This is a genomic window from Corynebacterium sp. MSK122 (assembly GCF_030229435.2).
GTDB classification, from domain to species: domain Bacteria; phylum Actinomycetota; class Actinomycetes; order Mycobacteriales; family Mycobacteriaceae; genus Corynebacterium; species Corynebacterium marquesiae.
Genome location: NZ_JASPHV020000003.1, coordinates 1 through 12,916 on the forward strand (window position 1 = coordinate 1; position 12,916 = coordinate 12,916).

At 58.1% G+C, this 12,916-nt stretch carries 14 protein-coding genes; 11 read left to right on the plus strand and 3 right to left on the minus strand.

Going from position 1 to position 12,916, the window contains the following annotated elements:
• Positions 1-90 precede the first annotated feature (90 nt).
• A complete protein-coding gene (locus QP934_RS01925; protein WP_419126657.1) occupies positions 91-1,038 on the minus strand; it encodes an NAD(P)/FAD-dependent oxidoreductase in 948 nt (315 codons plus the stop codon).
• An 80-nt stretch (positions 1,039-1,118) separates the two neighbouring features.
• On the opposite strand from QP934_RS01925, the gene QP934_RS01930 reads away from it, so the two are divergent.
• Positions 1,119-1,493, plus strand: a complete 375-nt coding sequence (locus tag QP934_RS01930) for a DUF805 domain-containing protein (protein ID WP_337887760.1) — start codon at positions 1,119-1,121, stop codon at positions 1,491-1,493.
• A 30-nt stretch (positions 1,494-1,523) separates the two neighbouring features.
• On the plus strand, positions 1,524-2,249 hold the full coding sequence (locus QP934_RS01935) for a fructosamine kinase family protein (protein ID WP_337887761.1): 726 nt from the start codon (positions 1,524-1,526) through the stop codon (positions 2,247-2,249).
• Here the strand turns inward: QP934_RS01935 and nadE are convergent.
• Positions 2,246-3,067, minus strand: coding sequence for an ammonia-dependent NAD(+) synthetase (nadE, locus tag QP934_RS01940; RefSeq protein WP_419126658.1), 822 nt, complete (start codon positions 3,065-3,067; stop codon positions 2,246-2,248). The genes QP934_RS01935 and nadE overlap by 4 nt on opposite strands.
• 27 nt (positions 3,068-3,094) lie before the next feature.
• Between nadE and QP934_RS01945 the strand changes: the two genes are divergently transcribed.
• The 7 genes from QP934_RS01945 (at position 3,095) to nrdE (ending at position 8,982) form a co-directional block, all read left to right on the plus strand.
• Positions 3,095-4,450 carry a sugar porter family MFS transporter gene (locus tag QP934_RS01945; RefSeq protein ID WP_049378439.1) on the plus strand — a complete coding sequence of 452 codons (1,356 nt, stop codon included), beginning with the start codon at positions 3,095-3,097 and terminating at the stop codon, positions 4,448-4,450.
• A gap of 120 nt (positions 4,451-4,570) precedes the next feature.
• Entirely contained in the window at positions 4,571-4,693 is a 123-nt protein-coding gene (gene ykgO, locus QP934_RS01950; RefSeq protein WP_003847162.1) for a type B 50S ribosomal protein L36, read from the plus strand.
• Between the two features lie 166 nt (positions 4,694-4,859).
• A complete protein-coding gene (locus QP934_RS01955) occupies positions 4,860-5,144 on the plus strand; it encodes an esterase/lipase family protein (RefSeq protein WP_419126659.1) in 285 nt (94 codons plus the stop codon).
• Complete coding sequence (locus QP934_RS01960) at positions 5,141-5,764, plus strand: lipase family alpha/beta hydrolase (RefSeq protein ID WP_419126660.1); 624 nt, start codon at positions 5,141-5,143, stop codon at positions 5,762-5,764. The genes QP934_RS01955 and QP934_RS01960 overlap by 4 nt, the downstream gene beginning before the upstream one ends.
• Positions 5,765-6,071: 307 nt before the next feature.
• Positions 6,072-6,311 (plus strand): glutaredoxin-like protein NrdH, encoded by a 240-nt coding sequence (nrdH, locus tag QP934_RS01965; protein WP_198491999.1) that lies wholly within the window; start codon positions 6,072-6,074, stop codon positions 6,309-6,311.
• Between the two features lie 22 nt (positions 6,312-6,333).
• Complete coding sequence (gene nrdI / locus QP934_RS01970) at positions 6,334-6,765, plus strand: class Ib ribonucleoside-diphosphate reductase assembly flavoprotein NrdI (RefSeq protein WP_239278412.1); 432 nt, start codon at positions 6,334-6,336, stop codon at positions 6,763-6,765.
• A 54-nt stretch (positions 6,766-6,819) separates the two neighbouring features.
• Positions 6,820-8,982 (plus strand): class 1b ribonucleoside-diphosphate reductase subunit alpha, encoded by a 2,163-nt coding sequence (nrdE, locus tag QP934_RS01975; RefSeq protein ID WP_419126661.1) that lies wholly within the window; start codon positions 6,820-6,822, stop codon positions 8,980-8,982.
• Between the two features lie 55 nt (positions 8,983-9,037).
• Here nrdE and QP934_RS01980 read toward each other — a convergent pair whose 3' ends face one another.
• Positions 9,038-9,733 (minus strand): FadR/GntR family transcriptional regulator, encoded by a 696-nt coding sequence (locus tag QP934_RS01980; RefSeq protein ID WP_284788760.1) that lies wholly within the window; start codon positions 9,731-9,733, stop codon positions 9,038-9,040.
• A 142-nt stretch (positions 9,734-9,875) separates the two neighbouring features.
• Here QP934_RS01980 and nrdF point away from each other — a divergent pair, with 142 nt between their 5' ends.
• Entirely contained in the window at positions 9,876-10,865 is a 990-nt protein-coding gene (nrdF, locus tag QP934_RS01985) for a class 1b ribonucleoside-diphosphate reductase subunit beta (RefSeq protein WP_049378445.1), read from the plus strand.
• Between the two features lie 342 nt (positions 10,866-11,207).
• Positions 11,208-12,902 carry a cytochrome c oxidase subunit I gene (gene ctaD, locus QP934_RS01990; RefSeq protein WP_316127911.1) on the plus strand — a complete coding sequence of 565 codons (1,695 nt, stop codon included), beginning with the start codon at positions 11,208-11,210 and terminating at the stop codon, positions 12,900-12,902.
• Positions 12,903-12,916: the final 14 nt, after the last annotated feature.

A 12,916-nucleotide genomic window follows, 5' to 3' on the forward strand; every position in this document is an offset into this window, starting at 1 on the left:
AGCCAAGCTCACGAATAGTCTTGGTAACTGATTGCGTGCGTTTATAAACCTGGATGGCTCGACGTCGCTCTTCTTTGGTATACGAACGATTCATGATGGAATTCTCCAAAATTCCGTCCGCATCCCCTTTTGTCGTTTAACCCGGTCCTCATCGAGCATGCGCTGATCGATGGCGATGCCGACGGCCGCGCTGCTTCCCATCGCTTGCGAGACTTGGTCCGGCGAGCTGACCACATTGCCGGCCGCCCACAGGCGCGATACCGAGGTCTGGCCATGCTCTACGCTGACCCACCCGTTGGCTAATTCGCAGCCGACATCCCGCAGCAGTGCGTCATTGGGCAGAAAATCGGGCCCAGTAAAGCATGCTTCGTAGGTGTCTTCTCCAGTAGAGCTTTGCACTACTACGCCGGTTGACGATGTCTCCTCTGGCCGGATCTGTGTCACTTCCGCATCGTTTACCTCTACGCCTAATCCGGCGAGTTGAGTGCGATCAAGATCGGTGAGCTCAAGGCCGTTGGGATAGAAGGTCAGAGTGTCCGACCACTTGGACAGCAGCTTGCTGATCCGGATGGTAAAAGGCGGATTCGCGCCGCCGATGAGCGCAACCTTCTTCCCAGTGACTTCGTAGCCATGGCAGTACGGGCAGTGAAAGACCCTGGTGCCCCACAAATCGCTGAGGCCGGGAACTGCAGGGAGCTTGTCCGTGAGCCCCGTCGCGATGAGAACGTGGCGGGACTCGAGAACCTCGCCGCTGGCAAGTTTTGCCTGCCAAGGCTCGTGCTCGGAAACACGGGTGAGTTTCTCCACCGAGCCCTGGGTAATGGTTCCGCCGAATTTCTTGACCTCCGCGTGACCGCGCTGAAGCAGTTCGGCGGGAGCCGCGCCATCGAGGCCAAGGATGCCGTGGGCATGGTCACTGAAGCGATTGCGGGGAGCCCCGGAATCGATTAATTGAATATTTCGGTTAGCGCGGGCCAAGGTGATGGCGGCGGCGGTGCCGGCAAAGCCACCGCCGACGATAATGACGTCCGAGTACATTGCTCCTCCTGTATAGGACGTGGGTAGCATGGTGCGCAGCCGAGTATATGCAGTCAACATCAAAGGGGCTCGCGCGCAGAATGAATCGTGGTTCCACAGGGTTCTTTACACGTGAAGCGCTCTATGGGGCGTCGCCTGTGCAAGCAGTGGGCAGGTTCTTTGTAAAGTACTTCAACTTTCGTGGCCGGGCGTCCATGAGTGAGTTTTGGTGGGTCTTTGGTTTCCTCGTGCTGATTTCTGTGGCAATCGGCATTATCGACCGGCACTTTGGCGTGGATATTGAGACTATTGCAGAGGCGGTACTTGTGATTCCAGTCGTTTCCTTGATGTGCCGGCGGCTGCATGATTCTGGGCGGACGGGCCTGTTATGCCTGATAGGGTTCATTCCCGTGTTCGGTGGAATCGCGTTGCTCTTTATGATGGCGCTGCCCACGCGCGATAACGCGGAGCTTTAAAAATGTCCTTGCCTGATTAGGCTGGGTGACATGCAGACTTTTTCAAAGCGAGTACGCGACACGGATCAAGCAGGTGCCGAGGCGGCCGGATTGCGGTGGCTGGGGGAAGCCACCGACGCGGTGGTCAACGTCGTAAGCGCCGACGGGCTAGAAATCGTTACCGAGCGCGTAGATGAGGTCATGCCCACGCCGGAGGCGGCGAGGAAGTTTGGTGCGGAGCTGGCGCGCATGCACCGCGCGGGAGCCGAAGCGTTTGGCGCGCCTCCTACCGGGTGGGAAGGCAAAAACTTCATCGGCAGCATCGAGCAAGACTGCATCCCGACGGATAATTGGGGCGAGTTCTACGTTAACCAGCGCGTATTGCCCTTCGCGGAACTGGCGGGGATAAGTGCGGCGCAATTGGACTTGGTAAGGCGTGCCTGCGACGCCATCGCCGCGCGCAGTTGGGATGTGGCGCCGGCGCGCATCCACGGCGATCTATGGGCGGGCAATCTGCTTTTTGGGTCCGACGGTGGCATCATGATTGACCCCGCCGCCCATGGTGGGCACCCGCATACGGATTTGGGGATGTTGGCGCTTTTCGGGGCACCGTACCTCGAGGAAATCTTCCAGGGGTATGGTGCGCCGAAGGACATAGAGAAGTGGATTCCCATGCACCAACTGCACCCGTTGGCGGTACATGCGCTTACGCACGGCGCTAGCTATAACCGGCCGCTGGAGCGCGCGGCGGCCGCTACCTTGGAGGCGCTGTGCTAAAGGTTCGGCCCCTGCGGCATGATGCGCTTATGGGCACCGCGGCGCCATAAGGTTTCGATGCGTTCGCGGGCGGCGTCGGGAATCGCCTTGCCCTCTAGGTAGTCATCGATGTGGGCGTAGGTGACGCCGAGGGCCTCTTCGTCAGGAAGCTGAGGCTTATCGTCCTCCAAGTCCGCGGTGGGAACCTTTTCCCAGGTAGAGCGCGGGGCGCCGAGGTGCTCTAGGAGGGCGGCGCCTTGGCGCTTATTGAGGCCGGCCAAAGGGAGGAGATCTGCCGCGCCATCGCCCCACTTGGTAAAGAAAGCGGTGACGTTTTCCGCCGCATGGTCGGTGCCGATGACTAGCGCGCCGACCTCGCCTGCGATGGCGTATTGGGCGGTCATGCGCAGGCGGGCTTTGGTATTGCCGCGGTTGAAATCGGTGACGTCGGCAAGCTGCAATGCATCCGCCACCTGCTCGTCGAGGGCCAGGGTGGCCGGCTTGATATCGACGGCGGGGCGGTGATCGGGCTGGATGAAATCCAAAGCAATCTGGGCATCGTCCTCATCGGCCTGCACGCCGTGGGGTAGGCGCACGGCCCAAAACTCCGCGCCGTCGACGCGCTCCACCGCCAGCTGCGCAAGCTTTCCCGCCAAGGTGGAGTCTTGGCCGCCGGAGATACCCAGCACGTAGCCTTTAGCGCCGGTGGTGCGCAGGTAATCAACTAGGAAATCCACGCGGCGCTGCACTTCGGCTTCTGGATCGATAAAGGGGCGCACACCCAGGGCTTTTATGATGGTTTGCTGCAGATTTTCGGCATCGTTCGACATGACGTTCATGGTAGCCGCCTGACACAATATTGTGCTGTGAATAAGGAAGTTTATGTCAAGGTAGTAGCTGGCATAGCGGCCCTGGGCGGGCTGCTATTTGGATACGACACCGGCGTGATGTCCGGTGCCTTGCTTTTTATTAGCCCCGCATTCGATATGAGCGCGCACCAAGAGGGCTGGGTGACCTCGATGCTGCTCGTGGGTGCTGCAGTAGGGGCGCTGACGGCCGGGCGCATCGCCGATAGATTCGGCCGGCGGCTTACGCTGATTGCCGGCGGCATCATTTTCGTGCTGGGCTCCGTCTGGTGTGCGCTTTCCGGCTCGGTGGGAATGCTGGCAACGGCGCGCACCTTTTTGGGCTTTGCCGTGGGTGCAGTCTCCATTGTGTCCCCCATGTACATCGCGGAGATCGTGCCGGCCAAGGTGCGCGGGCGCATGGTCTCGCTCAATACCCTAGCGATTGTGGTGGGCCAGTTGATGGCCTACCTGGTCAACTCCGCGCTGGCTTCTACCGGTAGCTGGGAGTGGATGCTGGGCCTAGCCGCCGTGCCGGGCCTAGCGCTGGCGCTCGGAATGGCTTTCCTGCCAGAGACGCCGGTATGGCTGGCTACTAACGGCCACATGGCTAGCGCCCAGGAGATTGCCGGGCGCGCCGGGATGGATATTTCGGAGCTGACCTCGCAGGAGACCGCGCGAAAGTCCAGCGGATCCGAATGGAAGGCGCTGAAGGCCAATCGGTGGATGCAGATTACGGTGCTGCTTGCCATGCTGATGGGGCTGACGCAGCAGATTACCGGCGTCAACGCCATCGTGTACTTCGCGCCGACCATGATGAACCAGGTGGGGATTTCCACGGCCAACTCGGTTTATACCTCCATCGTTATCGGCACGGTATCCGTGCTGGCTTGCTGGGTGGGGCTCAAGGTCGTGGACCGCATTGGGCGAAAGCGGCTATTGCTTACCGGCCTGACCGGCAACGTGGTCTCGCTGTTTATCCTCTCCTTTGCCTATTCCCATGCGCAGGACTCCACCGCCATGGCGATGGTCTCGTTGGTCTTTATGGCGCTGTTTATCGCCTTCCAGCAGGCTGCAGTGTCGCCCACTACCTGGCTACTCATCTCCGAGCTGGTGCCGCTGCAGGTGCGCGGCCTAGGCATGGGCATTGCGGGACTCTCGCTATGGGCCACCAACTGGGCCGTGGCGCAGTATTTCCTGCCGCTAGTGGAGTGGCTGACCGGCCCAGTGGCGTTTATCGTCTTCGGAGTCTTTGGTCTCATCGCCATCGGCTACACCAAGGTTTTGGTTCCAGAGACTATGGGACGTAGCCTGGATGAGGTAGGCGAGGAGATGAAGTCGCGCTACGAGCGCGAGTCCGCACCCGTGAAGCCTTAGTGTTTTGGTATTGACGGCCGTGTGAGGTAACATTTTTCCTCGTGTCATGGCTGGGGATTCCCAGTCCGTGCTTTACTTATTCAACCGCATGTAGATTGCGCATAACGAAAGGAGCGCCCGATGAAGGTCCGTAAGTCCCTTCGGTCGCTGAAGAAGAAGCCGGGCGCCCAGGTTATTCGCCGCCACGGTAAGGTCTTCGTGATCAACAAGAAGGATCCCCGTTTCAAGGCTCGTCAGGGCTAATTGAGACGCGATTCCATCCGCTCCCTCCGGCTTTCCGGAGTGGGGCGGATTTTTTCATGCGTGAGCTCTGGCACAAAAGGATACATTCTCTTCAGTTCCGGTAAACATAAAGGCAAATATATGAATATAATTATTTTGCCTATTTGTGTCGTGAGAAAGAAGACTAATGTCCCAGCGAATCGTTGCCGCGCTCACTGCCACCGCACTCGGATTGTCTGCCCCAGTAGCTCATGCCGCAGAACCACAGTGGGAATCCTCTGTACCGGAGTCCCTTGGCATCAATGACCCGTCCTGTGTGCCTTCAGGGGACATCACTGAGCCCGCTGTGCTGCTGCATGGAACCTCGAATAATGCTTCCGTGTGGGGAAATTTGGTCCACCTCTTGCAAGATCAGGGGGCGTGCGTGTGGGCCTTTGACTACGGCGCCGATGATGTCACCTTGCAGATATGATTCCAAGCGTCAAAGCCATCGCGGATCTGGATGATTCGGCCGCGGAAATTGCGGATCAGGTGGACTATGTCCGTGAGGTCACTGGCTCGGACAAGGTGAACTTGGTGGGCCATTCCCAAGGCGGTATGCACATCAAGACGTATACACAGATGCATGGTGGGGCGGGTCATGTGTCCCATGCGGTGGCGGTAGGTGGCAACTTCCACGGCACCACGCTTAACGGGCAGGGGGAGACGCTTTCTAAATTCATTGCCTTCGCACCTCACCTCGCCGCTTTCCTGGCTAGTACGGCCGGCATCCAGCAAGTAGTGGGGTCGGAGTTTATGAAACGGCTCAATGCGCTGCCAGATACCGCGCCAGGCGTGCTTTATACCTCCATTTACTCACCGGGGGATACGACGGTGACTCCGAATAGTTCTTCGCAGCTGGCGCTTGGCGACGGCGCCGATGTGGTCAACCTCGACCTGGGCGAGGTCTGCGGCGTGGCTCCTCGGCACGACAAGCTGCCGACCAACTGGACAGTGTTGAGTCAGGTCATTTTTGGTCTGAAGCGCGCCCCGGGGGAGGGGCCGGACTCGTCGACCTGCGTCTCTGAGGGGGCGCTGATAAGCGGGACCTAGAGCGGGCCGCCAGCCCCTTAAATGTGAACTTTGACACACAAAATCGTGAACTCCAGGTAAACCTGCAGGAATCCCATTGGTGTAGTTTCATGGCTGTCCTTAGGTGTGGTCAACATGTGGGGTCCGGGGGTGTGCCATCCTGGGAATACCATGGCTGTAACTACTACATATTGTGTTAGTTGCGGGTATTTCCCCCAAAGTATAGTGTCGTTGATGTTGCTCAGAGCGGCGCAGGAAGCGCCCGTTTAGGCGGGAAAACGCTCCCCGCTCTGACGAATTTTTCAATGCAGGAGCTTTAAGGATCTATATGTCTATCACCGTTTACACCAAGCCAGCTTGCGTCCAGTGCAATGCCACCAAGAAGGCCCTCGACCGCGCCGGTCTCGATTACAATCTGGTCGATATTTCTGTTGATGATGAAGCCCGTGACTACGTCATGGCACTGGGCTACGTTCAGGCACCAGTAGTTGAAGCTAATGGCGAGCACTGGTCCGGTTTCCGCCCTGACCGTATCAAGGGCTTGGCTTCCGTAGCGGCATCCGCCTAAGAGGTAGGGGAGGCCAGTAGCTATGTTGGTCGTGTATTTTTCCTCCGCGACGGAAAATACGCACCGGTTCGTGCAGAAACTGGGCTTTCCCAGCGCGCGCATTCCGCTGCGCCGCACGGAGGAGCCCCTCAAGGTCAACGAACCTTATGTCTTGGTGTGCCCCACCTACGGCGGGGGCGCTTCCATCAGCCACCAAAACTCTCGGCCCGTGCCAAAGCAGGTTATTAAGTTCCTCAATGATGAGCACAACCGCAGCCTCATTCGCGCGGTAATCTCTGGTGGTAATAGCAATTTCGGTGCCGATTTTGGCAAGGCTGGTGACGTCATCAGTGCCAAATGTAAAGTGCCCTATGTATATCGTTTCGAGTTGCTGGGAAACGATGACGATATAAAGATTTGTCGTGAAGGTTTATTGGCTAACGCCGCCGAGCTCGGGCTCGAGGCCGCGGCCTAGCGCCCACCACGACTTAAATAAAGATCCTGATTTTTAAGAAAGGCCTTGTCAGCTGTGAGTACGCAATTGGGGAAGACCGTCGCCGAGCCAGTAAAGCCAGAAGAGCAGTTGGATTACCACGCTCTGAACGCGATGCTGAATCTCTACGATGCTAACGGCAAGATTCAGTTTGAAAAAGACCGCGAGGCCGCTAACCAATTCTTCCTGCAGCACGTTAATCAAAACACGGTCTACTTCCATGATCTGGAAGAAAAGATCGATTACCTGATTAATAACAAGTACTACGACCCGCAGGTCATTGAGCAGTATGAGTTCTCCTTTATTAAGGAGCTGTTCAAGCGCGCTTATTCCTATAAGTTCCGCTTCAAGTCCTTCCTGGGCGCGTATAAGTACTACACCAGCTACACGCTGAAGACTTTCGACGGGCGCCGCTACCTCGAGCGCTTTGAGGACCGTGTGTCCATGACCGCGCTGTTCTTGGCAGACGGTGACGCAGGCTTGGCCGAGCACCTCGTAGACGAGATCATGACCGGCCGCTTCCAGCCGGCTACCCCGACCTTCCTCAACGCCGGCAAGGCCCAGCGCGGCGAGCTCGTCTCCTGCTTCCTGCTGCGCATCGAGGACAATATGGAGTCCATCGGCCGCTCCATCAACTCCGCGCTGCAGCTTTCTAAGCGCGGCGGCGGCGTGGCCCTCCTGCTGTCTAATATCCGCGAGTCCGGTGCGCCAATTAAGCACATTGAGAACCAGTCTTCCGGCGTCATCCCCGTGATGAAGCTGCTGGAGGATTCCTTCTCCTACGCCAACCAGCTCGGTGCCCGCCAGGGTGCCGGTGCGGTTTACCTCAACGCGCACCACCCGGACATCATGAACTTCCTGGACACCAAGCGCGAGAATGCGGATGAGAAGATCCGCATTAAGACCCTCTCGCTGGGCATCGTCGTGCCGGATATCACCTTTGAGTTGGCTAAGCGCAATGATGATATGTACCTCTTCTCGCCGTATGACGTCGAGCGCGTCTATGGCAAGGCCTTCGGTGACATCTCCGTGACCGAGCACTACGAGGAGATGGTGGAAGACCCACGCATCCGCAAGAAGAAGATCAACGCCCGCCACTTCTTCCAGACCGTGGCAGAGCTGCAGTTCGAGTCCGGTTACCCGTACATCATGTTCGAGGACACCGTAAACCGCGCGAACCCAGTGAAGACCTCGTGGATCAACATGTCCAACCTGTGCTCGGAAATCCTGCAGGTCAACTCCGCATCCGAATTCAACGCGGACCTGACCTATGAGGAGCTGGGCAGCGATATTTCCTGCAACTTGGGTTCCCTGAATATCGCGATGACCATGGATTCGCCGGACTTTGCCAATACGGTGGAAACCGCCATCCGCGGCCTGACCGCCGTGGCGGATAAGACCTCCATTGACTCCGTGCCGTCCGTGCGCCGTGGTAATGATGAGTCCCACGCCATCGGCTTGGGCCAGATGAACCTGCACGGTTACTTGGGCCGCGAACACATCGAGTATGGCTCGGAAGAAGGCTTGGACTTTACCAATGCTTATTTTGCCGCCATTTTGTATGCGGCGCTGCGTGCCTCCAATAAGATTGCCCGCGAGCGCGGCGAGTACTTCACGGAATTCCCCCAGTCCGAGTATGCCTCGGGCGAATTCTTTGACCGCTACGATCCGGAAGAGTTCAAGCCGAAGACGAAGAAGGTGCAGGAGCTTTTCGACGCCTCTTCGATCCACACCCCGTCCGCCCAGGACTGGGAGGACTTGAAGCAGGACGTGGCTAAGTACGGCCTGTATAACCGCAACCTGCAGGCGGTGCCGCCGACGGGCTCGATTTCCTATATCAATAACTCCACCTCGTCCATCCACCCGATTGCCTCCAAGATTGAGATCCGCAAGGAGGGCAAGATCGGCCGCGTCTACTACCCGGCACCGCACATGGATAATGACAACCTGGAGTACTTCAAGGATTCTTATCAGATCGGTTACGAGAAGATCGTCGATACTTATGCCGTAGCCACGAAGTATGTGGACCAGGGCCTATCGCTCACGCTCTTCTTCAAGGACACCGCGACCACTCGTGAGGTCAATCGCGCGCAGATTTATGCGTGGCGCAAGGGCATTAAGACCTTGTACTACATCCGCCTGCGCCAGATGGCGCTGGAGGGCACCGAGGTCGAGGGCTGCGTATCCTGCATGCTCTAAACCGGTGGTAGGGCGCCTCGATGCACGTCGCGGGGAAGGACGTGCATCGAGGCGTTTAACCGTTTTCGGCCCTAGTGCGGTCGAGAATGGTGCGGGAGGTTTCTTCGGCGGCGTCGGCAAGCCCGGCATCAATGGCGCGGGCCAGTTCCATGTGCAGCTGTGTGGTGCCGCTGATGGGGTCGCGTTTGCGGGAGCCGAAGACGGACTTGCCCTTGAGCATCGCCACTAGGGAGGGGGCGAGCGCGGCGAGCATTTCATTGCCGGAGGCCCGCAGGATGAGGGTGTGGAAGCGCAGATCGGTTTCCAATTCTTCGCCCACGCGCGGAGACGGGGTGGATTCCAGCTCGGCCAATCGCGCGGCGAGGCGCAGCAATTCCGCCCGCTGCTGGGCGGTGGCGTTGCCGGCAGCCAGACGCGCGGCCACCGGTTCGATGCCAAGCCTTAGCTCGTTGAGCCGGGCCACTTGCTGCCCGCGCGTTTTATCGTTGTCTAAGCGCCAGCCAATGATCGCTGGGTCGTATACCGCCCACTTCTCCATCGGTAGCACCGTGAGGCCCACGCGGCGCTCAGAGCTCACCATGCCGAGATGCTCCAAGGCGCGCATGGCCTCTCGGGCTACGGTGCGGGAGATGCCAAAGCGCTTTTCGACGTCCCCCAGCCGGAACCGCTCGCCCTCCGCGAGGTCTCCGCTTACTATATCCGCGCCGAGCTGATCCACCACGGAACCCAGCAGGGGAGGGGTGGCACTCATGCGGAAATCCTTTCTTTGCATGCTCCGAAGTAACTGGGATCAGTATAGGTAAGTGGTATCCAGCACAATGGCTTAGAGGGGCGGCGAATTGGGTATGCTGGAGACCTGAATTTGTCCGTTTTTAGTATTGGAGTGACGCCGCGTGTCGCACGAGTACGATGACTATCTTTCTAGTCATGAAAAGCCAGTTGAAGCCATTAACTGGAATAGCATCCCGGATGAAAAGGACCTTGAAGTGTGGGACCGTCTCACCGGTAACTTCTGGTTGCCGGAAAAGGTTCCAGTCTCCAATGACCTTCCCAGCTGGAAGACGCTGACGGAGAAGGAAAAGGAAACCACCATGCGGGTCTTTACCGGCCTGACGCTGCTGGATACCATCCAGGGCACAGTGGGTGCGATTTCCCTCCTTCCGGATTCCCAGACTCTGCATGAGGAAGCGGTCTACACCAATATCGCCTTCATGGAGTCCGTGCACGCCAAGTCCTATTCCAATATCTTTATGACCCTGGCGTCCACGCCGATGATCAACGATGCCTTCCGCTGGTCCGAAGAAAACGAGAACCTGCAGAAGAAGGCCAAGATCATCTTGTCCTACTACAAGGGCGATGATCCGCTGAAGAAGAAGGTGGCGTCCACGCTGCTGGAGTCCTTCCTGTTCTACTCCGGCTTCTACCTGCCGATGTACTTCTCCTCCCGTGCGAAGCTCACCAACACCGCCGATATCATCCGCCTGATCATCCGCGATGAGGCTGTGCATGGTTACTACATTGGTTATAAGTTCCAGCAGGCGTATAAGCAGCTGGATGAAGAGCGCCAGGCGGAGCTGAAGGAATACACCTTCGACTTGGTCTATGACCTCTATGACAATGAGATCGACTACACCGAGGATCTCTACGATGACCTGGGCTGGACCGAGGACGTTAAGCGCTTCCTGCGGTACAACGCCAATAAGGCGTTGAATAACTTGGGCTTCGAGGGGCTCTTCCCGGCCGATGAGACCCGCGTTTCCCCGGCTATCTTGTCTTCGTTGTCGCCGAACGCCGACGAGAACCATGACTTCTTCTCTGGTTCGGGTTCTTCCTATGTCATCGGCAAGGCTGAGGACACTACGGATGATGACTGGGACTTCTAAGCATTCCCGCTGATCAGCGTGGTCTAGCGGCACACCTTCTGCTCGAACTCAACCGAAAGGTTGATAACGAGCGGGGGTGTGTTTTTACGTTTTGGGGCCGCACAATTCGGCGCGACTGTGACATATAGCACGCTGCATCTTTGGCGAAAACCGTAGGAGGAAATAGTGGCTGCGCCACGTGCAGGGGCAATGTGGCAGATGTGGTCAGTGGTGAGGTGTGTCCTTGTGTCCGAGTATTGGGGGAAGCTGGAAAGAAGAGGGGAAAATGGCCTAATATAAGGCGAGTAAACCTAGGTGTAGGTGGAGTCTGTCCACAGACACTTTGTTATTCAGGAGGATTTTATGACCGCTGTGGCGCCACGGGTCGACGATTACGTCGCCCCCACACGTCCAGAGCCAACCGGTAACGCGAAGACCGGTTCAAAGGCTTGGGTATTTCTAACCACCACCGACCACAAGCAGCTGGGCATCATGTACTTGATCATGTCCTTCAGCTTCTTCTTCCTCGGTGGCTTTATGGCACTGTTGATCCGCGCGGAGCTGTTCACCCCGGGTCTCCAGTTCTTGTCCAATGAGCAGTTCAACCAGCTGTTCACCATGCACGGCACCGTGATGCTGCTGCTGTTTGCGACCCCAGTTGTGTGGGGCTTTGGTAACTACATTCTGCCGCTGCAGATTGGTGCGCCGGACGTGGCCTTCCCGCGTCTGAATGCCTTCGGCTTCTGGGTTACCCTGCTGGGCGGCATCGTCATGCTGCTGGGCTTTGTAACCCCAGGCGGTGCAGCTGACTTCGGCTGGACCATGTACATGCCGCTGGCTGATGGTGTCCACACCCCGGGCATCGGCGCGGATATGTGGATTGTCGGCGTGGGCGCTACCGGTGTCGGTACCATTGCCTCCGCTATCAACATGATTACGACTATCCTGACCCTGCGCGCACCGGGCATGACCATGTTCCGTCTGCCGGTCTTCAGCTGGGCTGTGTTTACCGCATCCGCCATCGTGCTCATGATTTTCCCACTGCTGACCGCTGCGGCACTGGGCGTTCTGTATGACCGCAAGCTGGGCGGCCACATCTACGATTCCGCTAATGGTGGCGCCATCCTGTGGCAGCACCTGTTCTGGTTCTTCGGCCACCCTGAGGTTTACGTCCTCGCGCTGCCGTTCTTCGGCGTTGTGTCTGAGGTCGTTCCGGTCTTCTCCCGCAAGCCGGTCTTCGGCTACATCGGCCTGGTCTTCGCACTGCTGGCCATCGGCTCCCTGTCCATGGCTGTGTGGGCACACCACATGTTCGTCACCGGCGCTATCCTGCTGCCGTTCTTCTCCTTCATGACGTTCCTGATTGCGGTTCCAACCGGCGTTAAGTTCTTCAACTGGGTCGGCACCATGTGGAAGGGCCACATCACCTGGGATACCCCGATGATCTTCGCCATGGGCTTCATGGCTACCTTCCTCTTCGGCGGCATGACCGGCGTTATGCTGGCATCCCCGGCACTGGACTTCCACCTGGCTGAGTCCTACTTCTTGATCGCACACTTCCACTACACCCTGTTCGGTACGGTTGTGTTCTCCGCCTTCGCCGGCCTGTACTTCTGGTTCCCCAAGATGACCGGCCGCATGCTGGACGAGCGTCTGGGCAAGATTCACTTCTGGTTGACCTTCATCGGCTTCCACGGCACCTTCCTGGTTCAGCACTGGGTCGGCAACATGGGTATGCCGCGTCGCTACGCTGACTACCTGGAGTCCGATGGCTTCACGGTCTTCAACCAGATTTCCACCATCTTCTCCTTCGTCCTCGGCGCTTCCGTTATCCCGCTGATTTGGAACGTATTCAAGTCCTGGCGCTACGGCGAGATCGTCACCGTGGATGACCCATGGGGCTACGGCAACTCCCTCGAGTGGGCAACCTCCTGCCCGCCGCCGCGCCACAACTTCGTGTCGCTGCCGCGTATCCGCTCCGAGCGTCCGGCCTTCGAGCTGCACTACCCGCACATGGTTCAGCGCATGCGCGAAGAAGCACACGTGGGTAGCCACTAAAGCGATATAACTCG

Bases quoted from the DNA above. Each gene is read 5' to 3' on its own strand.
- ctaD (WP_316127911.1), top strand. From the start codon at position 11,208: ATGACCGCTGTGGCGCCACGGGTCGACGATTACGTCGCCCCCACACGT.
- ykgO (WP_003847162.1), top strand. From the start codon at position 4,571: ATGAAGGTCCGTAAGTCCCTTCGGTCGCTGAAGAAGAAGCCGGGCGCC.
- nrdH (WP_198491999.1), top strand. From the start codon at position 6,072: ATGTCTATCACCGTTTACACCAAGCCAGCTTGCGTCCAGTGCAATGCC.
- QP934_RS01925 (WP_419126657.1), bottom strand. From the start codon at position 1,038: ATGTACTCGGACGTCATTATCGTCGGCGGTGGCTTTGCCGGCACCGCC.
- QP934_RS01955 (WP_419126659.1), top strand. From the start codon at position 4,860: ATGTCCCAGCGAATCGTTGCCGCGCTCACTGCCACCGCACTCGGATTG.
- nadE (WP_419126658.1), bottom strand. From the start codon at position 3,067: ATGAACGTCATGTCGAACGATGCCGAAAATCTGCAGCAAACCATCATA.
- QP934_RS01980 (WP_284788760.1), bottom strand. From the start codon at position 9,733: ATGAGTGCCACCCCTCCCCTGCTGGGTTCCGTGGTGGATCAGCTCGGC.
- QP934_RS01930 (WP_337887760.1), top strand. From the start codon at position 1,119: ATGAATCGTGGTTCCACAGGGTTCTTTACACGTGAAGCGCTCTATGGG.
- QP934_RS01960 (WP_419126660.1), top strand. From the start codon at position 5,141: ATGATTCCAAGCGTCAAAGCCATCGCGGATCTGGATGATTCGGCCGCG.
- nrdI (WP_239278412.1), top strand. From the start codon at position 6,334: ATGTTGGTCGTGTATTTTTCCTCCGCGACGGAAAATACGCACCGGTTC.
- QP934_RS01935 (WP_337887761.1), top strand. From the start codon at position 1,524: ATGCAGACTTTTTCAAAGCGAGTACGCGACACGGATCAAGCAGGTGCC.